The 25,490-nt window shown below is 39.1% G+C and carries 27 protein-coding genes and 2 pseudogenes; all 29 read right to left on the reverse strand.

Annotation, left to right across the window (positions count from 1 at the left end; all coding sequences use genetic code 11):
- Nucleotides 1-513: pseudogene (locus tag VIK44_RS14200) on the reverse strand (DUF1016 N-terminal domain-containing protein); the annotation flags it as partial.
- Between the two features lie 143 nt (nt 514-656).
- Nucleotides 657-1,052 (reverse strand): hypothetical protein, encoded by a 396-nt coding sequence (locus tag VIK44_RS02610; RefSeq protein WP_331552287.1) that lies wholly within the window; start codon nt 1,050-1,052, stop codon nt 657-659.
- A 30-nt stretch (nt 1,053-1,082) separates the two neighbouring features.
- Entirely contained in the window at nt 1,083-2,372 is a 1,290-nt protein-coding gene (locus VIK44_RS02615) for an ATP-binding protein (RefSeq protein ID WP_331552288.1), read from the reverse strand.
- Nucleotides 2,373-2,676: 304 nt separating this feature from the next.
- Nucleotides 2,677-3,504 (reverse strand): annotated as a pseudogene (locus VIK44_RS02620) (DUF3089 domain-containing protein); the annotation flags it as partial.
- A 24-nt stretch (nt 3,505-3,528) separates the two neighbouring features.
- Nucleotides 3,529-3,762 (reverse strand): hypothetical protein, encoded by a 234-nt coding sequence (locus VIK44_RS02625; RefSeq protein WP_331552289.1) that lies wholly within the window; start codon nt 3,760-3,762, stop codon nt 3,529-3,531.
- Nucleotides 3,763-3,913: 151 nt separating this feature from the next.
- Complete coding sequence (locus VIK44_RS02630) at nt 3,914-4,282, reverse strand: MBL fold metallo-hydrolase (RefSeq protein WP_331552450.1); 369 nt, start codon at nt 4,280-4,282, stop codon at nt 3,914-3,916.
- A gap of 937 nt (nt 4,283-5,219) precedes the next feature.
- A complete protein-coding gene (locus tag VIK44_RS02635) occupies nt 5,220-5,561 on the reverse strand; it encodes a hypothetical protein (RefSeq protein WP_331552290.1) in 342 nt (113 codons plus the stop codon).
- Complete coding sequence (locus tag VIK44_RS02640) at nt 5,522-6,469, reverse strand: peptidoglycan-binding protein (protein ID WP_331552291.1); 948 nt, start codon at nt 6,467-6,469, stop codon at nt 5,522-5,524. Before VIK44_RS02640 ends, VIK44_RS02635 begins: the two co-directional genes overlap by 40 nt.
- 1 nt (nt 6,470) lies before the next feature.
- Nucleotides 6,471-6,860, reverse strand: coding sequence for a phage holin (locus VIK44_RS02645; RefSeq protein WP_331552292.1), 390 nt, complete (start codon nt 6,858-6,860; stop codon nt 6,471-6,473).
- Nucleotides 6,861-6,872: 12 nt separating this feature from the next.
- Nucleotides 6,873-7,451, reverse strand: coding sequence for a hypothetical protein (locus VIK44_RS02650; RefSeq protein ID WP_331552293.1), 579 nt, complete (start codon nt 7,449-7,451; stop codon nt 6,873-6,875).
- A 63-nt stretch (nt 7,452-7,514) separates the two neighbouring features.
- Nucleotides 7,515-8,336 carry an HNH endonuclease gene (locus VIK44_RS02655; RefSeq protein ID WP_331552294.1) on the reverse strand — a complete coding sequence of 274 codons (822 nt, stop codon included), beginning with the start codon at nt 8,334-8,336 and terminating at the stop codon, nt 7,515-7,517.
- 200 nt (nt 8,337-8,536) lie between these two features.
- Entirely contained in the window at nt 8,537-10,423 is a 1,887-nt protein-coding gene (locus VIK44_RS02660; protein WP_331552295.1) for an SGNH/GDSL hydrolase family protein, read from the reverse strand.
- A 12-nt stretch (nt 10,424-10,435) separates the two neighbouring features.
- Nucleotides 10,436-12,346, reverse strand: coding sequence for a phage tail spike protein (locus VIK44_RS02665; RefSeq protein ID WP_331552296.1), 1,911 nt, complete (start codon nt 12,344-12,346; stop codon nt 10,436-10,438).
- Between the two features lie 39 nt (nt 12,347-12,385).
- Nucleotides 12,386-13,087, reverse strand: a complete 702-nt coding sequence (locus VIK44_RS02670; RefSeq protein WP_331552297.1) for a distal tail protein Dit — start codon at nt 13,085-13,087, stop codon at nt 12,386-12,388.
- Nucleotides 13,084-15,099 carry a phage tail protein gene (locus tag VIK44_RS02675; protein WP_331552298.1) on the reverse strand — a complete coding sequence of 672 codons (2,016 nt, stop codon included), beginning with the start codon at nt 15,097-15,099 and terminating at the stop codon, nt 13,084-13,086. Before VIK44_RS02675 ends, VIK44_RS02670 begins: the two co-directional genes overlap by 4 nt.
- Nucleotides 15,100-15,131: 32 nt before the next feature.
- Nucleotides 15,132-15,386: a hypothetical protein gene (locus VIK44_RS02680; protein WP_331552299.1), complete on the reverse strand. Its 255-nt coding sequence runs from the start codon at nt 15,384-15,386 to the stop codon at nt 15,132-15,134.
- Between the two features lie 44 nt (nt 15,387-15,430).
- Nucleotides 15,431-15,796: a hypothetical protein gene (locus VIK44_RS02685; protein ID WP_331552300.1), complete on the reverse strand. Its 366-nt coding sequence runs from the start codon at nt 15,794-15,796 to the stop codon at nt 15,431-15,433.
- Nucleotides 15,797-15,832: 36 nt separating this feature from the next.
- Nucleotides 15,833-16,570, reverse strand: a complete 738-nt coding sequence (locus VIK44_RS02690; RefSeq protein ID WP_331552301.1) for a hypothetical protein — start codon at nt 16,568-16,570, stop codon at nt 15,833-15,835.
- Nucleotides 16,571-16,586: 16 nt separating this feature from the next.
- Complete coding sequence (locus VIK44_RS02695) at nt 16,587-16,958, reverse strand: hypothetical protein (protein WP_331552302.1); 372 nt, start codon at nt 16,956-16,958, stop codon at nt 16,587-16,589.
- A complete protein-coding gene (locus VIK44_RS02700) occupies nt 16,955-17,323 on the reverse strand; it encodes a hypothetical protein (RefSeq protein ID WP_331552303.1) in 369 nt (122 codons plus the stop codon). Before VIK44_RS02700 ends, VIK44_RS02695 begins: the two co-directional genes overlap by 4 nt.
- On the reverse strand, nt 17,323-17,628 hold the full coding sequence (locus VIK44_RS02705) for a phage head closure protein (protein WP_331552304.1): 306 nt from the start codon (nt 17,626-17,628) through the stop codon (nt 17,323-17,325). Before VIK44_RS02705 ends, VIK44_RS02700 begins: the two co-directional genes overlap by 1 nt.
- Nucleotides 17,628-18,137, reverse strand: a complete 510-nt coding sequence (locus VIK44_RS02710; protein ID WP_331552305.1) for a phage head-tail connector protein — start codon at nt 18,135-18,137, stop codon at nt 17,628-17,630. The genes VIK44_RS02705 and VIK44_RS02710 overlap by 1 nt, the downstream gene beginning before the upstream one ends.
- A gap of 46 nt (nt 18,138-18,183) precedes the next feature.
- A complete protein-coding gene (locus VIK44_RS02715; RefSeq protein ID WP_331552306.1) occupies nt 18,184-19,155 on the reverse strand; it encodes a hypothetical protein in 972 nt (323 codons plus the stop codon).
- A gap of 3 nt (nt 19,156-19,158) precedes the next feature.
- Nucleotides 19,159-20,394, reverse strand: a complete 1,236-nt coding sequence (locus VIK44_RS02720) for a phage major capsid protein (RefSeq protein WP_331552307.1) — start codon at nt 20,392-20,394, stop codon at nt 19,159-19,161.
- Nucleotides 20,391-21,077 (reverse strand): head maturation protease, ClpP-related, encoded by a 687-nt coding sequence (locus VIK44_RS02725; RefSeq protein WP_331552308.1) that lies wholly within the window; start codon nt 21,075-21,077, stop codon nt 20,391-20,393. The genes VIK44_RS02720 and VIK44_RS02725 overlap by 4 nt, the downstream gene beginning before the upstream one ends.
- The gene (locus VIK44_RS02730) at nt 21,074-22,573 is read right to left on the reverse strand and encodes a phage portal protein (protein WP_331552309.1); all 1,500 of its coding nucleotides are present in this window, start codon (nt 22,571-22,573) and stop codon (nt 21,074-21,076) included. The genes VIK44_RS02725 and VIK44_RS02730 overlap by 4 nt, the downstream gene beginning before the upstream one ends.
- 179 nt (nt 22,574-22,752) lie before the next feature.
- Complete coding sequence (locus VIK44_RS02735; protein ID WP_331552310.1) at nt 22,753-24,438, reverse strand: terminase large subunit; 1,686 nt, start codon at nt 24,436-24,438, stop codon at nt 22,753-22,755.
- On the reverse strand, nt 24,431-24,802 hold the full coding sequence (locus VIK44_RS02740; RefSeq protein ID WP_331552311.1) for a hypothetical protein: 372 nt from the start codon (nt 24,800-24,802) through the stop codon (nt 24,431-24,433). Before VIK44_RS02740 ends, VIK44_RS02735 begins: the two co-directional genes overlap by 8 nt.
- A 142-nt stretch (nt 24,803-24,944) precedes the next feature.
- The gene (locus VIK44_RS02745; protein ID WP_331552456.1) at nt 24,945-25,394 is read right to left on the reverse strand and encodes an AAA family ATPase; all 450 of its coding nucleotides are present in this window, start codon (nt 25,392-25,394) and stop codon (nt 24,945-24,947) included.
- Between the last annotated feature and the right edge of the window lie 96 nt (nt 25,395-25,490).

Raw genomic sequence — 25,490 nt, forward strand, 5'->3', positions numbered from 1 at the left:
GTTTGAACAGCCAGTTCGCTCTGTGGCAATGAAAGGACTTGATCAAAATTCTGGATTTTTTCGTTTGTCACTTGTCTTTGATATAATTGAAGAGCTATTTGATGTTCCATTACATTTAAAGACCACCCATTTTGAATAGCCCTTTTTGCGTACCTCGCCATCTGATCAGGGTCTTTTAATTTATCAATTAGCATAATATTATGAGACCAGGTCAATTGTGCAGACACTGTCTGCACAATTGCAAAATCCGGATTAATCTGAGAAAAGCGCTTCATATATGTTAGGTTTCTCACCGAAAAACCTAACATGAGGAAACTCCAGCTTAATATCCATAGCCAGGTTTTCAAGAAATTTATTACCCCATGTGCTGTTTTCGATAATAATATTCCCAATGTTCCAGTAAAGCATGATAAGTTCTTTATTGACCCCTAAAACCGCCTTGTACTGAGTCGATTTTATGCGTTTCTTCACATCAGCCAGTATATTGAAATATTCACAATTATTCATGAGCATTTTTTCCACCACTCCTCCTAATCTTCATCTGGAATATAATTTTGCATTTCAGGAGTTATCATTTGCTTTTGCAGGTAAATTTTGAAATGAAGTGGAAAGAAAGTTCCCAAATAATGCCCACGATTTGGATATTGATCATTATTTTATATTTGTAATGCTTCTGCTTGTTTTTTTCCTGCTGCTTCATTTCTGCATCCCGAAGGATGTCCTTGGTGATATTGTATAAGCAGATAGTCGACAGGATATCCCGTTCGATGATGATGGACTTCTTGCCGATGAAGTTTTCCAGCAAAATTTTGTTTTTCAGTATGACATAAGCTATTGTCTTCAAGTAATTCCAGAGCATGATTAGTCTGTTGGCTGCTATACTTCTTTGGCCTGCTTTCTGTAAAGCCTTCTTTTTCCTTAGCAATGGCCTTACCTTCTTGTGTTCGTTTTATTATCATTACCCGTAAAAGCTCCTTATATTTTGACACTAAGATTTGACACCTATCAACACCGCTATTATACGTCATCGTTTTATCGGTATCAATACTCAAAAGTTTTGACACCCGCCTTCTTTTAATACTCTATAAACAAAACACCGCATATAACGGAATAGACAAAATATCATTTTCAAAGCCAAAGTTCTTTCCTGAAATTCGAATCGAATAATCCGGATAATATTTTTTTACATATACCGATAAACTTCTGGATTTTACATTTCCCCTTGCTTTGACCTCTATTGGAAAAACATCACTTTGTTTTTCAATAATAAAATCAACCTCTGATGTTCCTGAAGTCCAGTAATATAACGGATATCCCTTCTGTGTTAAAGCATTCGCAACATAATTTTCAGTAAGTGCACCAATAAAGACATGATCGTTGCCTTTAATGATGTCATATTCATTTACTCCAGCCCTGTGTGACAATAGCCCAACATCACCCATATATAATTTAAAAGAAGCAATGTCTTTAAAAATAGCCAATGGATGTTGCCCTTGATCGATCCTTTCACATTTTATGACGATCCCCGATGCTAAAAGCCAATCAATTGATGCTCCAAATAATGAAGCGCGTCCACCTCTGGCAACAACTTTATATCGAAATTTTTTATTATCTTTTGCTAATTGAGCGGGAAGACTATCAAAACATGCCATGATTTTAGTTGTGTCGTTATGCGTTGCATACTTGGCCATATCCGCAACGTAGGCATTTATGATTTCTCCCTGGATTTCTTCTACCTCAAGCATACTCTTGTTTTCAGTGTATTCTTTTATTGCTTCGGGCATTCCGCCCACAATTAAATATTCACGATATAGACTCATCGCTTTTTTGTGTAACGTCGGATCCATCGGCTCACGTTTTTCATAATACACCCTTATTTCATCCGACAGCATTTCTTGATTCATCGCCCACAAGAATTCTTCAAAATCCATAGGATACATATGAGTTTGATTAACTTTTCCAACCGGAAAACTAAAATCATCACGTTTTATAGCGACGCCAAGCAAACTACCCGCACCGATGATGTAATATTCTGGAGCATCTTCACAGAAATATTTCAAGCTTGTCAACGCCCGCTCACAGGCTTGAATTTCATCGAAAACAATCAACGTTGACTCCTTATTAATTTTTTCTCCAAAATAGACTTCAAATCGATGAATTAAAAACTCTGGAGAGATATTTACTTGAAAATCTTCAGCTAATTCCCTGTTTAATTCAAAATTGATATAAATCATATTTTTGAAATATTTTTCTCCAAAATATTTAATACTTGTTGTTTTTCCAATTTGTCGCGCTCCATAGATTAATGCTGGCTTACGGGAATTCTTATTTTTCCATGATACTAAAATATCTTCAAATTTACGCTTCATCATTGTTCTCCATAATACTTTTTTCTTTTAATATACCAAAGAATACACAGATAAGTCAAATAAAATGTATTTATTATACACTTTATTTGACTTATCTGTGTATTTCACTTGTGTAAATGCACTAAAATTTAAAATCCGTATCAAAACTTTTGGTTACAGCACCCAAAGGCGGTTTGAAATCTACACCTGAATGTCGATTTCGAGAGGCCTACTCTGCCTATCATAATTAGTCAATGAAGAATCACTAAATTATGATGCTTATTATTAATTACAGATATTTTTAAACTTTACTATTTATGAGCATCTGTTATTTCTTATGCTTAAGTAAATAGCTTTCTGTTCTCTGGACTGCATTTTCTCGAAGGTTAAAGTAATAAAATGGATAATCAGAGGTGTGGAACACTCCTTTCCCAAACCCTGCATTTCCCGGAGCCAATGTATCCACATCAGCTGTGCTGCAAATGAGGGCACCCTTGGCAGTATCAACCTGGGCATCCGCAAAATTTTTCACAACCTTGAATGTTCCATCCGGGTTTGTTACCACCGAGCCATCCGGATTTATTTCGATTGACCCTAAACTTTCTGCAGCTGTTGCTAATGTTTCGTCTCTGCTCCAATTAATTGGGTTTATTACAAGTGCTCCTGGAGTTACAACGGGGTCACCTGGTGGTAGCACTGTTTCCGCTTCCGTATTATATGAAACAATGACCCCTGTATCATCAGGGCCTTGGGCAAATTTAAGGTGTGGATTTTCGGCCAGGTATTCATCCGTAACGGAATAACCGATAACATAGGCGACAATCATACGATTGTACACATCAGGATGTTCTTTCATATAATCTGCGAGGAGAAATATCATAATATTAGACCCTTGGGAATGACTGGCTAAAATAAACGGACGACCATTATTGTAGTTCTTAATATAATAATCAAAGGCAGCAATTGCATCCGTTGTTGGAATTCCTCCCACAACCGCCTGTTGTTCATCATGAGTTAGAGACATTGCTGAACTGGCATCCTCCTGTCTGTAGTAAGGTGCATAAATATTTCCCACAGTTTCAAAGGCCGTTGCCTGTTTTTGGAAAGCCAGCTGTGCATTTTGTACCATCATAGGATTATCGATATCCGCAATGTCTGAGTCTGATTCATTAGTCTTTTGTCATGAAGTTGGATATAAATAAAAAACATCCACTTTTTTGTCCAGTTCGGTCGGCACTGATAACCAATTTTTTCCCTGACTATAATCTGTTGCCTGGATTTCAGTTGTTGAATCCGTTTGAGTATTATCCGCTTTATTTTGTGTGGTGCATCCTGTGAAGGCAGTGCAACTTAGCAATAGTGCCAGGGATAATCCCAACATTTTTCTAAGTTTCATATTATAAAACCATTTCAATTTTTTCAACCTCCGGTAATTATATTTTGTATTTATGCACTATAGATTATGATTTTTTGCATTTTCAAGAGAATACAAAAGCGTTTTGTTGCAGTTTGTTTTAAGGGGCTCACCATGGCCAAAATATATTATTTCAATTTTTTTTTTGAATTTAATCAAGTGCCTGAATAAATTCCTCCTCACAGGTCGTGTCCTTTGCTTTGATCTCCAGTGGCGCTCCGGCACATAGAATCTTTTCGGCTCCACAATATAAGCAGATGGAATCACTGCTATGACCTGGTGTATAAATAACTTCGAATTCCCGATCTGCTATTTTAAGTGTTTCACCTCCTTTTAGAACAACATCAACGTGTGGCAATACCTGAGAAACTGCAAATACTTTAGGCTTATACCGCTTCTTTATAACAGTTAACCGGCTTGCATGGTCATAATGGCTGTGTGTCAATACTACCTGCTCTACCCGTTTTTTCCCAACGCCTGTTGACGCTTTATCAATCGTTTCAATATATGTAATTTGTATACCCGATTTATAGTTTTTATTTCATTTATAATAAAAATTTACAAAATAATCGGATAATATTTTTTACCTGTTTAAACGCAGTATATTATAAGATTAATACTTATCATTTTCATCATCGGTTAAAACAATCCGTGGTTCAACTGAATGGTTTTCTTTCTGTGTTTTTGTTTTAGAACCAGTTTAATGAATGCATCGTCACATTTAAACGAACCCAACTTCTCTCCCGAAGTTTCCCCCGAACCTTAATTTTTTTTCTTGGGTCTACGTCCACATCCCCAATAACGACTCTCCAATACAACAGCCTATTGGAACGCCGAATAGATTTTACGTTTAAGCTCTACCACACTACGCTTCTTTTTTCAGTGGTCTAACGTTATCCCCACCCTCATGATTTAATTAATTTTTTCCATAACAAAACAGGGGTGCAGCAATGTTATTACCATCACTGCACCCCGTATTTCTCAAATTATTGTTTTAGTATCAATTTTCCTGTTCCCGGCCTTATTCACAGTCATCATTCAGACAGTCTCTTTCTGCATTTATATTCATAAAAAATCCAATTTAAGCTTTCATTTCCCATGCATCATTTACTTCTTTGTTTTTAATATTTTCCGGCTCTTTTCTTTCTTCTTCAAAAGATAACGTAAAGGCTTGAAAAATCATGTATGTTGTTTTTTTAATTTGTTAACAATCATTTCCGGGTGCACTTTCGGGTGCGTGTCTCTAACCAGCACAGAGCAACACAGAGCACAATAAATAAAACAGTCTAAAATAATTATTAAAAAAACCGCCTTGCAAATGGCTTTGCAATGCGGTTTTGATGATTAAAATTTGGTGCCCCTTCAGGGATTCGAACCCTGGACACCCTGATTAAGAGTGAAGGAACAATAGTCTTATACTTTCGTTTCAAATCATCATCGCCATTAAGTAGCCCTATTCACTCAATAATTGATTCATTGTCCAGGGTATTTTTAATCTCTTTGTAGACGTGCCACTTGAGCGAATGCTTGTCCTGGTAAAGATATGTTAACTTCTTATTTATTAGGATCATGTATCTGATCCCAACGCCAACGCCGTTAAAGACAAAATTAGGTTCTTCTTTTATGGTCTCATTAATGATAAAAGCTTTTTCGTTGGTCTTAACGATGATCGGGATCTCTTGCTCTAAGTATTTAATTGTTTGGATCATCCAGGGTTTAATCGAATAAAAAAAAGACCACCCGAAGGTGGCCGTGTGAATTAATTCATTAATGCTGCAAAAGTATTCTCGCCAATGCATCCATCTATATCCAATCCTCTTGATGCTTGAAAATCTTTAACTGCCTGTAAAGTTAATTCACCAGGTATTCCGTCCAAGTCTCCGCTGTAAAAACCTAACTCTTTTAATCTAATCTGGTAGGCTAATACTTGTCCTTTTGCTTTGCCTTGTGTAATTGGTCCCCATTCCCCATCTGCATCTATGCCATAAGAAGACTGTGCATTTGTATAACCTTCTATCGTAATAGGACCTTCTTCATTATCAATATCTAAACCAAATTGATAGTTACAAATATGGAGGAAATATTGTCTATATTCTACATCCCATAAGCCATCGTCAGTGCTACCAGAAGCGCTTGGAGTTGAAGGAATTGGTTGTGGCTGTGTATTTGTCCCTACAGCATGTTGAATACCTAGATAATCAAGGATCCCATAACCTAATGATTCTCCTCTAACTTTTGCTTCATTGATAAGTGAATTGATATCTGAACGAATACCACCTTCTTCAAAGATACATGCAACTGCATTTGTAGCGGTAACCTCATAATCTTCTGAATACGCAATGCCTCTAAAATTAATATCCATTCTTGCTTCCATTGCATTTTTAATACAGTTTGCTAATTGTTCCCCGGCTACACTTGCTACCAATGGATAAATACCAGATGCTGCTTGATTCCAGTCTATGTGAACAGATACATAAACATCAGCATCCATTGCATTTGAATCTCTGACTGTGTAAGTCATATTTCTGTCGTTGCCTGTGTCCCAATCAGTTTCAACTTCTACACCGGCATTTCGTAATACCGGAATTGCAAAACCAACTATTGGAAATGCGACATCTGCTTCTTGCCAATTACCATCAACTGCACCTGAATCCCAAACACCATTTGTCTGTGTTCCATGTCCTACTGCTATAAATACTTTTGCCATATTATTTACCCCCGCTTTCGGTCCCGCTTGCATTTTGTGCTGTTTCAATATTATTCTGAGTGGTAGAGTTATTAGTATTTTTAATTTCTTCGGCGTATTTTAATATAGTTGTTACTGTCACATATCCCTGTTGCAATAATGTTAATATTTGCCCGGCAGCCCTGGCCTTATCGGTGAAGTCAAAGTTCTTCCACCCTAAATATGCAATACTACAAAGAGCAGCAGCATACGATACAAATTTGAATACCTGATCGTCCGACAGTATGATCGGGTTAATGCTAAATGCCGTTAATACAGCATTCACAACAAATAACAGGATCGTTGCAAGGGTGGCCCACATTGCCAGTGGTACCCCTCTTAAATTTTCTATTAAGCTTGTAAATTTATTCATTTTTATTTCTCCTTAAATTTTAATTGTTTGTAATACCCAGATAACGATTCCCATTGCGACTCCCCCTAAAGCAGTGGCGATTACAAGCTGTAGTTTGAATGAAGTCCCTTTTGAACCTTCTTGGTTTGCTACTGTTGTTTTCAATTCTGCAACATCTTTTAATAATGAAGCACTCGATCCTTCTTTCCCCTTGTTTTCAAATTGAATCGCTTCGAGTTTTTCAATTCTATTCATCAATAAAGAAGTCATTTCCTGTAGTTGCGTTGCTAACGTAAACGCCATTTTTTCATTGGATGATCGCAAAACTTCTGCATTTTCTGAGACTTGCTGGGCTAATGTTTCCTGTTGCTTATTTGCACGATCATTGGCTGTTTGTAACGCCTGCTTATCATCCAGTCGGCAGGCGTTGACTCGTGATGTTTCCGCTTGAAACGCTTTGTATATAAAATCATTTTGCAGTTTAGTAGTCTCAGACATATTTTGCTTGGTTATCTCTATTAGTTTTTCAAAATAATCCACTGTATCACCAACAAGTCTTAAAACATTATCGGATGGGTCTTTTTTATCCCAATTTTCTTGTGGTTCTGCCATTTGTCCACCTCCCGTTGTATTTTTTTACATTAAAAAAAGCGCTTACCTTATAGGTAGGTGCTTTTAATTGTTTATATATTCAAGTATGGATTTTTCACGTTCTTTACTGTAGTAACGATATTTTGGATACCATTTTTCAAAATTACTTTTACACTTGGAACAATTACAGCTTAAACAAACAGGTATTATATTCTCTTTTGTATGGCTTCCACCTTTACTTAATGCTATAAAGTGTTCTTGTGTTAAAGGTTTTTCTTCTCCACAATAAGCACATTTATTATCGAAATGTAGTTTTATAGATTCCCATTCAATAAGTGTTAAAGTACTTAGCGATTTCTTCTTTCTCGTTCTTCGTTTTTCTCTTATTATATAATAATAATCTTTATGTTTTTCTTGATATTTTTTTACTGATATCGCTACAGCTTTTTTATGAGTTTCATAATATTTATTATGCTTTATCGTTAAAACTTCTTTATTATCCTTATAATATTCTTTTGCCTTAATCAAGGTATCTTCTTTGTTAACTTCATAATATTCTTTTTGTGCTATTGCTATATCTTCTTTATGAACTTGCCGGAAGTTTTTCCTTCTTACAAATATAGCTTCTTTATGAGTTACCGCATATTCTTTCCTAATTTCTAATATATCTTCCTTATTGGTTTGATAATATTCTTTTTTCTTTTCTAATATAATTTCTTTATTAGATTGATAATGTTCCTTTCTGTTTCCTGTTATAATTGTTTTATTGGCTTGATAATATTCTTTTTTCTGTTTCGACACGCAACCTTTGCATTGATTTTGTACCCCGTCTTTCTTTGTTATGCACTTATGAAACATATTAATTTCTAACTCTTTACCACATTCGTTACATATCTTTGTGACCATGCAAATCACCTCTTAATTAATTATAACACAAGACTTCTCCTTTTCAACATCAATCACTCTCATAGCCTCGTTATGGACTATGTAACTATCTATAGACCATTTACTATCAACCTCTGCCATTTAATCCCCCTTTCATTTTTTACATTAAAAAAGCAGCCGTTAAGCTGCTCCGGTGGTGCGTAATATCTTCCGAATCTGCGTTAGTTCTGTTCCATAAAACTTGACATCTGTTTTGCTATCCTCGTATTACCTATAGCGACAAGATGCAAACCATCGCTTGTATAGCTACTTAAATTTGCACCAGTTATCCCACTCGTCGAGTATAGATCTAAAGCAGGAATACTATAGACTGCACACATTTCTTTTATAACGTCTACATATTGTTTAAGCGTTAATCCTATATCATTAACGCCACCCCATACAAAATCATCTTCTTCCCAATCTCTCTGTAATGGCGTAAAGAAAAAAATTCTTTGCGTTGGGTACTTTGTATACAATCCCTCGATTAAAATTTTTAATGCACCATAAAAAGTGGTATTAACAACATCACCCAATGTGCCCAAAGGTGTGTTAAAGCCGTAGTCATTTGTCCCGCCTAAAACAGTTACAAGATCTGTGGTATTTGTCATTTCACCGTATCTTAAACACATTGCACGACTTGCACCCCCATAACACGCTAGGTTAGATGCTATAGTTGTTCCATTCTCTCCATAATTAATAGCACTATCAAGATTTAGCAAAGCAGTAAGGTTTATCAAATAATCATTCCCATAAGTCATGCTGTCCCCTATACCTGCCAAAACCATGCTATCCAGTGGTGAATTTACAGTAATGGAGGTTTTTACCTTTGTCACATCAATTTCATATTCATCGTATGGTATATATACAGTCGGATAAACTTCGCCTAATACCATCATATCGGTGTCGATATTTTCTGGATACAGCCCAAATCTAACTGTTAGCGTCCCATCTGGAATTGTAAAGGTTGAGTCATAGACCCCACTAATAAAAACGTTATTAACACCCCAAAACGTAACGTGGGCAATACCACTTATTGAGTAAATATAGTCAACAATTACAGGGATGTAGGGTGTTGACATGAAATCAAACGTTGTGACATATGCACCAGTTATGTAGTTAAAATACCCATAAGTTGCAAGGGATTTATCAAATAAATTTAAACTAGACTGGATTAAAAAATCCATGTTAGCGGCTTTAAATATTATATCTTTATCTAAATTATTTTCCCTTACGATAAGTTGTTCGTCTTCAAAATTTGGTAGTAGTGTACCTTTTGCAAGGATATATGTATATTTTGCCGCGAGATCCAACGCAACTTTCACATACGATATTCCTTCCGGTATTAAAAATATATTAGGGTCTGATGTGTTAACGCCACTAACAAATTCCTCTGATGCGTCCCAATATGTAACCATCCCAATTCCAGATTTAATAAATTGATCTCCAGGTATAACAGGAATTAATTTTGTTGTAAGATACAATGCATTATTAACATGCGCACCTGTTGTATAATGATAATAACCAACATCCAAGTTGTTTACATCAATAAAGTTATCGGTATTAACTTTATAAAAATTTACCGCCTCTCTATTAACGCTTCCGTTAGTAATTCCGGTACTTTGATATACGCCACCATTTGTCCATGCCGTGCCATTCCACCAATACCAATGCCCGTTGCTGTAACCGCCTTGTGCCCCTGTATACACGTAAGTTTTTAAAATATCTGTCATTTGTGCCACTAATGTCACTGCTTTTGGCCCGCCACTCGCCACGGCCGCCAGAGCGACAATCGACGCTTTTTCAGCCAAATCCGCATCAACGGAATTCAGCCGATCATTCAAAATAGGGAACCCACCCCGGGCTGTTTCAATCTCGATCGGTGACGGATTATCGTCGGTTGCTCCCTGAATTACCTGGACGAACTGATCTTCCAGGGCTGTCTGTTTTCCTGTTGTACTAACAACCTCTTCATTGATCGCTTCAATCCCAGCCGCTATTGTTTCGCGAACAGCCTTACCTGCGCTTGCTGCCCTTATGTTTGCGACGTTTTGTATTATGTTTGCCATATGTTCCCTCCTTTACTTAATCTGTATAAATGCCTGGGTTGAACACCAAACATTAACCCGGCCGTTTTGACTGCTTGTTATTTCTAAATCGTATGTTGCGCCTGGCGTTTGAATGTACGATGAAATGTCCATATCCAAACTTCCTCCCCCGGATAAACTTACCCCAGGGATCGCCACACCATTTATTTTTATAGTCACATCAGCCGGATAGGTATCTTCAAATATCCCATATTGAATGTCGTGGGTGTGGGCTGGGATCGTTACGTCATGGGTGTGGGATGGTATGTCAACCGAGTGTGAATGTGCCGGTATGTCAACATTGTGCGAATGCGCTGGAAAAGATACGGAATGAGAGTGATCTGAAACAGTATGATCATGGCGGGTGTCAACAACGTGATCGTGGCCCTGTATTTTTACGCCATTAAAATCTAAATGTGTAGGGCTTGAAAAAAATATACGAGTACTGGTGTCATCGTCAGGTATCGAGAATGTTGGTTTTTCGTATGATGACCGTTTTTCGGTCCCACCGGAGGAGGTTGTCTGACCGCCGCCGGCACTGCTGGTTGAAGAACCGCCACCACCTGAAGAGCTTGTCGCAGTACTACCACCACCTGAAGAGCTTGTCGCTGTACTGCCGCCACCTCCAGCACTTGTCGCAGTCACCGCTGCTGCGGATGCAATTCCCTTTTCATAGGCTCTGTATTTTTGGCTATCCACATGCAACCGAACACGATTAACATACAAAATATCAGGGCTTAGCCATACAGGTAAAACAAACGGATGTGTTGCGTCGATGTTTTCCGCATATCCGATAGTATCTATATAAGTCGACCCTTGGGGACAATTCTCTAAATTCATATTCCGTTGTTTTAACTCCCCGATTTGTGTGCTTAAAGTGATTGGTCGTGTGCTGATAATTAATTTAGGGTCCCATGGACTATTTATTAAATCTCTGTTTCGTTCAATTACTCTGGCATAAACATCAATACTCAAAAATGGTGCGATCGTATGGATAGTATCCCCCAGGTTGTATTTTTCCAGGGCATATTCCGCTAAAACACTACGATCTATCATATCCGTATCAATGATTAGTTTCGGTTGTTTTTTCTCATCTAAAACCGTTTGCCCATAAATCTTTAACGTATTTGCACTTTGGATATCTTTGTTTGTCACGAGTCCTTCAATTACCCCATAAACCGCAATTGCTGGGATATCTTCCAAATATTCCACATTGCCATTGACTGTGGTAATATCGAGCTGGTTAATCCCCTGGCCGAACCCTAAGATTATCACTCGGGTGATTAAATCCGCTGAGTCGTACTCCCGGATCAACTGTTTCGCATTAACTCCGATGCGTATTTCTACACCATTATTCTCTCCAAGATCAGTTAAATAATCCAGATACAATAAACCAGCTGTTTCTCTTACTCTTAAATCACCGCCTAAAATGTTATGGAGCTTGGTGATGATTGCATTCAGTGTTGTTTCATAGTTGGTGTCCACGCTAATGCTTTGTGTTATCTCAACAACCCCTAGATGGATTTCCTTACTCGGTTCGACCTTTATATTGTGTTGCTCTAACAAATATGTCAATATTTGTGTCGGGGTTTGATTAATAAACTGCCAGCGCCTCGTCTGACTGTCACACAAATAATTCAATGCTCCTTCACAAGTGACCTGGTTGATAAACTTGCTATCGGCTCCCATGCCATCTTTTGGATTGAGCACACGTCCCGAAAACACCACCGAATTATCACGGGTATCAAACACTTTGACTTTCGTAATTAACCCTTGAATCAAACCATACCCGGGGTTACCATAGGGTACATCAAAAGAGAGCTGCTCCGCCTGGGATAAGCTCTCTTTTAGTGGCAAATTTAAAAGATGCGGTGTGTCCGCATCGGCGCTGGGATAATGAATCACCGTTTCGACTCCATTGTTAAAAATACTGACCTTATACAACTACAACACAACCTTTCTAAATGAAAATTCAATGCGTCCCGTGCCATTAACGGTTAGGGTGTTTATGCCATTTAATAATTTTAATCCGTAAGGAATATTATTTCCTATTGCCATGGGGTAAGTCACCCCGGTGAAGACAATAGACATTGCAGCGCTGCAATGAATAAGAGGCATAACAGGCCGTCCCGGATTGTAAATCGGTATCGTCTGGGTGGTTACGACGTCGTAACCACCGTCTTGCAAGTAATCTGTTTCAAAATTGAATGTATCCCATAATTGATCAACTGCAAAATCTATGCCTGTTTTGAATGGTTCGGCGGTAAAGGTCACGGACAAATCTGCTGTACTATGTTTTTCTGCAATATCAATTGTTCCTTCCACCTCGGCCATGAAATAAAAATCACTGATATCGTCAAATATTAAAGGTTTTTGCCCGACGTCTTGGATCCATCTAATAACACTATCTAACTTTATTTGCATCTGATCTTTAGTTGTTTCCATCAGTACAAAATTTACAACTAATGTTCGTTGATTGTAGACAATCTCCCCATCACTCGCGACGGTTGAAAAGTCATAATAACTGCTCATCCCCGGAACCGCTTCCTTTATCTTTTTTTTACTCGGTGTGCTAATTTTCTTGCTGATCAGCATTAAACCATAATCATTAAAGGAGTGTTCATTATTAAATGTTATGCCCGTCATATTCCTTCACTCCTTCCAATAATTTGATTTTTACTGCCTATCAATTTGTCAAGATCATCAATCAGATATTCCGCTAAAACTTTCCCGCTTTGTAAAATAAGTTGTAAAATTATTGGCTGCTTGCTATCTGATCCGGCTATGCTTAAATTGCTACTCCCGGCATCAATTCCTGTAGATCCATCTGTTTTTACGCCTATCGACATTTCTCCGGATAATTCAGATATCGCCTTTGTAACTAATCCTTTATTTTTTTCAATTCCGCTTGCTAACCCCCCCATAAAATCAGGCATCCACTCTTCATATTCCCTAAGTGGTCCAACATCTGGCCGAGAAAAATGCAGGAATGATGTTATCGTTGATGCGACATTTGATACTGCACTCGTAATACCACCGATCATGCTCCATATTCCATCGATCATTCCTTGTATCATGTCGGATCCCCAAGACAAGAATTGCCCAGGCAAACTGGAAACGTAAGATACCGCACTTTGAAATGCGCCAATTATTGCCTCCCCAACGCCTGAGAATGCCGAACCGATACCTGAAGCAATCCCGCTAAACCATCCGGCCGCTGCGCTCCATACGCCTACGATTCCATTCCATGCAGCGGAATATATTCCAATGTAAAAACCGACTACCCCGCTGAATACGGCTACGATTCCATCCCATACTGCCTGGAAGAATGGAACAACCGCGGCCCATATTAATTGTATGTTTTGCCAGGCGGCTGAAAATGCCACTTTAATAGCTTCCCATATTGCGATTACTGCTATCCTGAAACCCTCATTGGTATTCCATAGCCAGATTAATCCGGCAACAAATGCTGCGATCAATACTATAATTATCCCGATCGGGTTGGCTGTAAGGGCTGCATTCAGCAACCATTGCGCTGCTGTTGCTGCTCCGGTAGCGATTGTCATGGCTCCGGTTGCTATAGCGGATGCACCTTTTGCCACGGCTTCGGCTGCATACATACCATTTAAAATAATCGTTGTACCAATATCTTTTAATTTTGCAAGATTCAAAATCCCTGATACTCCTGTTAAAATTACATAAGCTGCTGAAAGAGTTGTAACCATAGCCGTGATTCCTGATATAATCTGAAAGGCTACAAAACTTCCCAATAAAATACCCAGGGCTGGTATCAACGTATTGGCATTACTCACAATAAATGTAAAAGCATTTCCTATTGCATTGCACACCGATTCAACGGTTGACTGTATCGCTGGCATATTTGCTGTTAAATAATCAACAAATTGCTGTAAATAAGGCATTAATACGGTTGCCATCGTTTCTGTTACGGCTCCAATTGCGTTTTGCAATATGACAAGTTTACCGGCGAATGTATCTCCGGCAGCTTCAGCACTTCCCCCAAATTCCTTTTCTAATTCAGCTAAAATAATCGCCTGTGCGCCTGCTACATCACCCGATTCTTGCATCACTTTAATTTGTTCTTTTTGTTGATCTGTAAAGGTTACCCCAACACGGGTTAAAGCGGTTATTCCCTTCGTAGGGTCATTCAGGGCCTTGCCTAAGGCTATACTTTGTCCTGCCATATCCGTCCCAAGTGCCTGTGCCATATCGGCGGCGGCAGCGGTTGCCCTTGGGAATGTAGTTTCTCCAATATTTGTGAATGTTAATAATAAACTTTCAGCTTCGATTGCTGCTTCTGCGGAAAACTTTGTATTTTTTTCAAATCCTTCCGCCATACTTAATAATTTATCACGCGTCATGCCAGCTGCTCCACCGGTAGATTTTAAGACAGCGTCCAATTGTGCAACCTTGCCCTCTGCATCGGCGGCATCTTTCATTCCGGTTACTAATGCGCCACCCAAAGCGGTTACAATTGCGGCTCCTGCTGCAATTGCGACGGTACCTATTTTAGTAAATGAGTTAGCAAGACTCTTATGTGTATCGTCTCCTTTTTTATCAACTGCGTTTAACGCTTTTATTGCATCTTGATCGTCAATCAGTATTGATCCGAATAATCTAAATAGTTCGATAGTAAACAACCCCTTTCTTTTAGGGTATTAAAAAAACAACCCTATTGCGGTTGTTCAAATCTTCGTTGTATTATTTTTATTTCCTGCATAATTTCGTCTTTACTTCTTGTGTCTAATTCAATCTTTTTCGGTACCGCTTTTTTGTAAAATTCATCGAAGGACACAAATGTTTTCTTGCCCATGTTTGGGTAAATGCTGTTATACAGTTTGAATAAAAGATCTTTTGTATTTTGTTCAGCTGCTTTTATAATCAGTTTGGCTGCCGATCGATACGGCATTTTCATGATATAACTCATATCTCCGTACCTGGTTAATAGTAGATCTTCTATCTCTGTCCGGTCTACTCCCCGGCTGATGCTAAAAAATCTTTAAAATCAGGTGAATCCAGCAACTCGGTAAAGAATTGTTTCAACTCCTTGATTCCCATTTTCTTAACTTCTTTTTCCGGTTTTCCGGTCATGTTACATATAAACTTAACGACCAGAACTCTTGCTTTCCATAAACTTTTTATAAAATCTGTGGCCAAATCTGCAATGATCGCAATAATGGCTTCTTTGCCTATTGCCTTTGCATCATCCATATTTTCAAGTTTACCTGTTTTTACTTTACTTGCCAGCTTTGCTGATTCTATTTTCAATCCCATCTTGTCCAGTATCTCAGACAATAGGAAAACCTCTTCTAAATCAAATTCTTTAATAATTAACATTTTTTCTCCTTATAAAAAAGGAGGGTTTTACCCCTCCTAAGCAATTTCAACCATCGTAATTGTGTCAGCAAAATTCGCACCATCCACTTCAATGGCTCCAAAATAAGTCTGATATCCAGCAGCGTTAACGCTAAAGGTATGCATGCCCTCAGGAATATTTTCCAACGTGGCAATACCATTGACATCCGCAACTGCTTCAAGTCCATATAGCGATAAGACTGCATCAGGTATCGCAACTGTCCCGTTTGTCGTAACCGTAATAGCTACGTCATAAGAATCGCCTTTTGCAAATTCAACACTCCAAGGTGGTGTGTTACGTGTTGAAGATAAATAGGTCGCCGTATATTCCAGCAATGGAATAACTTCATTTTTATCCTCGAATGTCATCTCCAAATTACCGATATTGATTGCATTTTCCAACGTAACAAGTATCGCCTTTCCCGTTTTAGTCGCACCAGTCCAAGTAACTGTGTGATAATCTGTTAATGCGATCGTTAAATTTGATCGCCAGGTGTCCGTGCTCACGCCGGATGTCAGCGATGTCGCTGGATAGTGTTTTAGCATTTCCACAGCTGTAAATAATTCCAGTGCATTAATTTCTAACTTTGCTATCTCAGTATCAATTACCTGGCGGCCTTTTACCGGGCCGCGATCGCCGTCTGCTTCAATGTCCCTGATCTCACGCTCGACCGTGAATATGGAACCTCCCCTGGTTAACCCAATTGGCACACTATCAACGGCGACAACGCCGTTTCCTAATAATATTTCTCCCATTGTTTAATTCCTTTCTCTAACTAAAATACCCCCGGATTACATACCGAAGGTTGACCACTTGTGCCGACGTTAATTCATCCGCACTCACGGGCTGCCGTTGTTCCAATCCAAAATGTAAGCACATTGTACTAGTATTAATTACTTTTTGTTCCAATCCATCATCGATGCTATCAGCAAGCGACTCAATTACCCTGACGCTTGCTTCGGCTTTCTCAAATATATTAATTATCAAATATATATCCTTTGACGGTACCGTATCTAAAACCGTATCGACTTTGTAAATAATGTACGGAAACGTCGGGTTGAGTGGCGGTTTGTTACGATAGACGCGAGAATATTTAGTTGCTAAATAACCAAGTACCTGATCTGCTACTGCGTTAATATTCATTCGCGTTTACCTATTTCGTTTAGTGCTACGGCCACCATGTCCTGAATGAGTTGAGCGTTTTTGATTACAACCGGTTTGATCGGATCATCTTCCGCACCCGTCATCATCTTTCCAACGATGCCAGGGATGGACATTTTAAAACCAATCTGTAAATCCTTTTCTTTTTTGCGGGCCCAGTATGATAACGTCTTTTTCAGGATGGCCCGGCGCTGGTGAAATTGGCTGTTCATTGTCGTCGCTTTGACTTCTCGGACAATATTTTGTCCAACCACATTCATCACTTTTTCCGGTGTCGCCTCGATTTTCGCAATCACCTTGGGAATGTTTGACTCAAAGGTAAATGCCGTTCTCCTTGCTCTGGCCATTAGACTTCACCTCCGATCTGTGATGATACGGTGAGTTCTGTTTTTTCGCCTTTTTCAAATGTTCGCAGAATTGAATATTCTTTGTTGTTATATCTCAACTTTTCGTCATTATTGAAGTCAAAGGAGTAAACCTCAAATGTGAGTTCCGGCTTTAATCCCACATTTTTTGCATCATAAAATTCTGACGAACGAATCGATTTCTTTGTTGCAAAGATGGTTCGCCATACCATGGTTTGGATCACTTCGCCATATACAGTGGTTTCGGTGACATTGCCAAGTTCAATGCTATATTCTGGTTCAAACATCAGGCAATCACCACCGATTCCGCTGTATCTCCGGTGATATAAACCGAGTCCTCAATATATGTTGTCAAATAACTTAATGTATAATCAACATCTTTATTGATTTCCCTGGTATTGTAAATTGCAACGCCTAAAGAGTTGGTGAGTAGTGCTATATCTCCGATTTGGATAATCGCACCCTTTATTCCCAACCCGCCACCGGTCACCGCAAAAGTCAACTGATATGAATTATACTCAGCACACAAAGCCATTGAATTTTTAAGCAAAGTGTAACTCAAATGATATTTTTCACTGTCCTCAGAAAATCCGAAATTTGCCTTTGCATATAAAACGATTGCCCGGACAATTAACGGGTCGTCATTCTCAGTTTTCAGGATTCCACTCGCCCACAAATCAATTTTACAGGCGTCAATGATAGGGTATATTTCATCATTGTCAAATGTCGTTACCGATAACCGTAAAGCAATTTTAACTTGTGCCAATAATGCGATTTCGCTGGCTGTTCTTGCCATTTAATCACCCCTTTTCTAAAAACAGAGGGGCATTAAACCCCTCTGCTTAAACAATAAAATATGCGTCAACAACATGCCCGTCCAATGCGCTGTTTAAATCTAGTGTATTGCTTTCAAGTGCGGTCGGAGAAAATGCCACGGTTGGTTCTGTTCCCTCGACAACATTGTTTAAAAATGTGTGAGCGGTTAACAATGTGTTGTGGGTTAATAGATAAGGTAAACCTAATTTGTCCCCAAATCCGATTGAGGTTGTCGCTCCTAATCCATCATGGGCGGGGATAGCAACTGCGGTGACTGTTTTAAATGCTTTACTCCCAACAACGGTGGTTTTTGAATTTACTGTAAAGATAGGCAATACCTCTGTAATCACTTCATCTGCATAATTAGTACCTGTGACAGTTACTTGTACTGCCTTGATATCTCCTGCGGTTCCGTCTGTGGTGGCCGTCATGTTCCGGGTCACTGCAGGGTTTGTAATTCCGGTGATAATGGTATCAATTGCCGTGGTGCCACCTGCAAACGGTATTGATTCGGTTTCCGCTGTTGCGATTGCTGCGGTATCCCAATTTCCACCAGCGGCACAAGTAACGGCTCCAACCGCTACCCCTCCGACGGTTGTTAATGCTCTAATCGCTACTTGAATTTTTGTGGCGGTGTTATTTGACGCGGTGGTATTTGCTAAAGCGATATTTATTGTTTTTGTACCGTCCGTTTTTGTTACCTCAAGGGTATCATCAGCGGCGGTGGTCAATAAAATACTGAGGTCGTTAAACGATGTGCCCAAATCAACCGTGGAAGAAATTGTAAGAATATCGGTTACCGCTGTATCGGCTGCAACCACGCATGATGCCAAGGTGTTTAACACGGGACACGCTTTCGCAACATGCACACCATCAATATCAGCGACAATCGCATCGGCGGCTGCCACTTGAAAGTGTGCGATAAAACCACGGTCACATGCCACCCCGGCCGCATCCGTCCCAATTAACTGGCCTTTTTTAAAATTATAAGGATACATATTTTACGCTCCTTTTTTAATTATTAATACGCCTGCTGCGTCTAACAGTTTACCATCAATAATCATAATCGCTTTATTGACATACTGGTTTAAATCTTGATCTAACCAGCGGAATGTTGCCATGCTTAAGTTAGAATTAATCGCATAGTCTGATAATCGCATGTAAATAGCTACAATATCGCCAGCAGCTGCTGTTTCGTAATCTGCAACGATATCATCTTCAACTAAAATAACTTCTTTGCCCGCGAAACGTTCCTGTGGACCGTCTGTAATGCCGTAATTTGTGCGCCCGATTGGTTGACCGTTGGCATCTACCATACCATCAATATAACCGTCGAATGTTCCAGCCGCCATGATAAAAGATCCACCGGCGCGATAAGATAATTTAATTTTTGCAAATACTTTCTTTTTCCAACCATCCCAAGAAGCAAAATCAGCGGAGGATACAGTTAAAACTTGTCCTGCTACAACACGTGGATCAATGGTCACACCTAAACATGAACCGGTTCCAGCTCCTGCAATAATGGATTTGTCAATTGCTTTAATCATTGCTTCAGCAATCAATGTAACCATGGTTGTTTCAAATGATGATAAGGTTACAACATCAGCCAGTAACGAGGTTGCGATTTTACATTCTAATCCAAAATATTTGAATGAAACTGATGTGTTAACAGTTCCTTTTTGGCGTTCGGATGGTGTTCCTTCGGTAATCCATGTTGCCACGGGAATCAATGAAGAAATAGGAACTTCGATGCCACCTTTAATAGCCATTTTACGAACTCTTGCGTAAAGTTGACCATAGGTTTTAATTTCTCGGATGATTTCAGCCATTACGGTGGTTGGAATTAAAGCCGCTGTTTCTACAATTGTACTGAATGTATCAATGTTATATTTTGCTGGAATAGGAACATTTTTCAATACATTTTGCATGTATGCGTGCCGATATTCAACGGACGCGAACTTGTCTTCATACTTTTTTTCGGTGTTGCCTAGACCTTCGATTTTATCAATGATCTCGCCGTCTCCGCTCATGTCCAATAATGGGGCTTTGACTTCATGGGTATTTTTTGTCAATGCGTTAAGGTTTGCCTGTTCTTTTCCGATTAATTCAAACGAGTTGTCCAGTGCTACAACTTCCAACTGTTTCCCTTTACTTCCTTCAACGTCTCCGTCGGTTAAAAACTCCTGGGCTGAATCAATTAATGCTTTCCGCATAGCTTCATATTGTGCTCTTGTCATTTTGTTTCTCCTCTTAATTTTAATAGATTTATTTTTTGTTGTTCCACTTCTAAAGCCAATCTTTGGGGTGCTCTCTCTGATTGGCTCTTTATCACACCTTTTATTTGATTAATCAATGTTGTTGGCAACAGACTGTTCCCATAGGAGGCCACTAATTGTTGTTGCTCATCAAACATGACGCCATCCGCCAGTTTTAGTTCAACCGCTTTTTTGGCATCTAACCACGTTTCTTTGTCCATCATAGCAAGGGCCTCTTTTTCACTCATGCCTGACTTTTGAACATAAGCTGCAGCTATTGAGTTATTTGCGGTTTTTAATATTTCTCCCTGCTTATCCATTTCACGATAATCACCAACTGCAAAGCTCGAAACATTATGCACCATCATCAGTGATGTAGGTGACATTAAAAGTTTACCCGCCATAGCAATAACTGATGCAGCGGATGCCGCTATTCCAACAACATAGGTGTTCACACCGTTTTTATACTCTCTGAGCGCGGTGTAAATAACACTGCCTGAATGGATTTCCCCACCGCCTGAATCAATATACACGTCCAGGGGTTCATTGCCGGCTTTTTCAATCGCTTCTTTTATGTCTTTTGGTGCTGTTGATTCCATCCCGAAATAATCATAGACCTCTTTGTAATCATTCGGGATAATTGTTCCTTTTATGTCAATTCTCAATTGTCCTCACCTCCTAATTCATTTGGTCTTATTGCTCTGTCATCAATATACACATCAGCGGTAATTTTTCGGGTATCGCTTCCATATTTATCAATGATTTCCTGCAGGTTTTCATTAACACTGTCAAAGACAATGCCCTGTTCTTCACACCAGGTAACGGCTTCATCCAACAGGTCATCAGATCTGCATGTCCACAAGACAATCTTGTTTCCATCATCTTGTAATTGCAAAATATGTTTAATTACATCTTCCTTTGCAAATCCAATTTGAGGATAATAATTTTCACAAAGTGTTCCGTCAAAATCAACGGCATAGACCTTGCTTTTTTGATTAACCATTTTATTTTTAAGCTGCTGTAACATTTTGTTCTCTGTCTGTTTTGTCCCCTCTGCCTGAGTGACCGTTACCGTGTCTAATCGTCTTAATGGTTCGTCCCCCCCTGGCAATGGCGGCATATTAAATAAACCCAACCATTGATTTGGCGTCATTGCGCCTCGATCAACCATGGCCACAAATGCTAACTTGGTAGTAATGCTTGCGCTGGACAAATTACTGGCATCAAAGGTAATATAATTACCAAATCCACGTTCACGCCTCGAAAATAGTTTCCTGGTATATTCACCTTTAAATTGCAATGATATCGGCTCAATACGTGCTTCATAGTAACTATTCCAGTCATCTTCACTATATGACGACTGCACAATTTTCAAATTTGTGTTAAAAAACGAGTAGATTCTTTGAGTAGTCCGGTCCATTTGGGCAGCATTTGGAACATAATCGTGGGGTTCAACTCTGATCGCATCGGCTTTGCTATCAACCGCGGCAACCCCAACTGATGTTGATTCCAAACTCAAATAATTATCAGCAAAATCTTTGGCATTTTGTTTTAAATCCTCTGGCCTCAAACCAGTGGAATATTTTAATAGCCATTGTATGATGCTTGAATTTTTAATAGCATTTACAATGCCCTTGTCAGTCGTGGATACTACATCCATTAACTGTGTGAGTGCCGGTCCTGGATCATCACCAAATATGTCATTATTATTAAAATCTCGACGTAAATGGATGATATCCGAGTATGGAAACACTGAATTTTTGCCATTATTAAAGTAAAATTTCAATGATAACTCGGCATTTTCTCCATAAATTGCCTCTGCTGATGCAGATGGAATAGGGTAAATTTCAATAGGATAACCAAAATCATCACGCATAATAAGAGCAAATGCATTGTTATTCAGTGCCAATTGCGTCGCTAATTTCTGCTGCATCACCTGGCCAATCATAAAAGGGTTTGGCTCTTCAAGCAAAAAACGCATATAAGCATCTGGATTCACTTTGATATCATTGGAACCGTCTTTTCTCAGCGCTTCCCGGATATGTTTCCCTACTAATTTACCAACTGCCTCGATTTCCGGACGTATGCACGCACGAATAATGTCCGACTGGTATAATTTCCCGTCCCACCCGTAAATCCCGTTACCTCTGTCAGTAATCATTTTAAAACGCGTCTCACTGGGACTTTTATTGAATAATCGCCCGATACTATTAAATAATCCGATACCAACCGCCTCCTTTTTTTTATTTTCAATAGTGCCTGTTTAATGTCTTCCACTTGACAAGATTGTTCACCCTCTTCCGATTTTTAAGAATAAAAAAACACCGTTATGGTGTTGGGTTAAATCATTGACATATACTCTTCATAATTTCGCTCGTATGCAATAAAAGCATCCAGGGCACTGGCGACACCATCGATTCTTTTTCTCGATTTGCTTGTTTTGCAAAGAGAAATATTATCATTTCGATCAATGTCAATGGCCGCATTGGTGAGATTCCATTTTAAAATACTGTTGTTGTTGTAATTTATTTTTTTAGCCTTTAAGTCAGAGGCAAAAACTTTCATTGGGGCACTCATTGTCTTTTTCCCCTGGATTACTTTTTCAGTTGAATTTTTCCCAAATAAAGATTCGAGTTCATCCACGATATACAGTGAATTCCAGTTATCATAGCCGATTTTGTAAATATAAATGTCCAACTCGTTCTGCACTTCTAAGAACCATGCGGAGATATCTTTATAATTTATTTTATTTTCGCCACTGGCCCTCATTAACCCTTTTTCAATCCATCGCGAATATGGTATCTGATCCTCTTTTTCCCTTTGTTCGATTAAATCTCCTGGAAGCCAGTACATTTGCAAGACGTACAGTATTTCATTGTCGGGAACCCTGAAAATTACTGAAGCGCAACATAGGTCCGTTGTGGTGGAAAGATCAAGACCGCCGATGCCATAGCGTGGTTTTAATGCCATAATATCAAAGGTCGCTAAGTTGTTAATATCGTCGAAAATCAGCCATGCCTCTGATGAAGTCTCTCTGATATTAAATTCTTTGCATACCAGGTTCTTAACCAGCATTGAATTATGTTTTGCTTTTTCAACTTTAGCAGCCAACGTTTTAATATTCTTAATTGTTCCCAGACCCGGGTTAGCTTTCTTCCAGCACTTTGGATCCATCCATTCTTTGCGGGCATCAAGTTCATAAATAAAGGCTATAAACCGATCATCTTTATATCCGTCCGGATCAAAGTAACCGTTTATAACCATTGTTGCTTCATCGTATTTCTGATCGTATATATCTTCTCTAATTGTGCCAGCCGTGGAAGTCATGAATATTAATGCTTGCTCTCTGGCTGATACTCCATCAGCCATGATGTCAAATAGAGCTTTCCCATTTTTCCATTGATGGAATTCATCCATCAGAATGCCGGAACAATTTAAACCATCCAAGGTGTCGACGTCGGAGGCTACTGGTTTAAATGTGCCCTCATTGAATGCGCTGACCATTTCGCCAACAAGGCCTTTGATCCTTTTTCGGAGTATCGGGGATTTATTAACCATACGTTTTGCTTCAGACCATATAATTCTTGCCTGGTCTTTTTTGGTAGCGACGGCGTATATCTCAGGGCCCGCTTCACTGTCTCCGACTTGCAGATATAATCCAACGCATGATGATAAAAGAGACTTCCCATTTTTCTTACCAACGATTAAAATTACTTCCCGATGTTTTCGGTTCTCTTCGATATCAATAAAACCAAATGCGGCTGCCAGCATGGCCTTTTCCCAGAGTTCGAGAATGACAGGTTTCCCGCCCATCTTCCCTTTGCTGTGCCGGCAAAAATTTTCAATGAATTCGATGATATGATTTGCTCTTGCGTGGCTGTAATAAAACTCAGACGTGTTGTCAGTTAAATCAAAGACGAGTTTTTTATAAGTCTGGTATATTTTTTGACCAACGACCTCTTCACCTGATTCAATTAATCTCCAATACTCTGATATCGGATCATAATCGAGTGGGTACTTAAACACCTCGGCTATTTACAAAGCCCTCAAAGCAATCGTCTTTGATCTTAACCTCGGCTTTTGGCACCAGGTCGCTAAGCTGCTTAATAATACACTGATAATTCTTATTCATTGTGTTATACAGCCTGGCGATTGGTCTTTCTCTTTCATATTTGTCTGTTTTCTCGGATTGGGAAAACATTTCTACATATCCATTTTCGTCAAGATCCACCTCCATCCATTCCAGAGTGACTCTCATGTAGGCGGCTCTTTGAATCAACCCTTCGATGATGCTTTTGTTTGCTTTTGGCACATTTTTGTAAATCAAATTAAGTCGGCGCTTCTCTTTCAAAATCTGTTCATCTCTGGTCAAAACTTTTTTAATCGCCACATTTATCACTTCCTTTCCTGAACTTTTTAGGGAGGGGGGTCACACGATAGTTCTGTGCATTGCACAAAAGTTAACCGCCGGTACTTAGGATTTAAAAAATCGATTTCAAAGAAGGGGGGCATACCGTAATCGCTGAACCAATTTAGTAATCATCAAGCCCTCCATTATCCTCTATATCAAACTCTCTGAACCATTTATCAATAATTAAAAGTTGTTTATTTTTATCAACTCTTTCATCATCATTCGTAACTCTATTGATGCATTCATCTTTACTAACGTTAATAAAAATTAAATCATCAGCTCTTACCCTACTCTTTAATTGTTCTCGTTCATAAATCTTTGGTAACCCTGCGACTATCCATACACTCTGACACTTGATGCTTCTCTTTGCTATCAACTCATACAGATGTTCACGCATATCCAATGCCGTATCGATCAGGTTGATTGGTGTCTCTGCCTTACCTTGTAACCCTATTGCCTGTGACAATAGATCAAGGTCAACAACCATATCACCTATGCTCATGTGCTCTTTAACATACCTGCTCTTGCCACTACCTGGGCAACCATACACAATGTATACCTTAGCCTCCATTGGCTCTGCCTCCATAATCTTCTGGCACATGTTCCCATCCTCGTCAAAGTAATAGCAATCATCAACACTCTTACGTCTTATCGTATGCCTGGTATA

Origin of the sequence: Acetobacterium sp. (assembly GCF_036508315.1) — a bacterium.
GTDB lineage: Bacteria > Bacillota > Clostridia > Eubacteriales > Eubacteriaceae > Acetobacterium.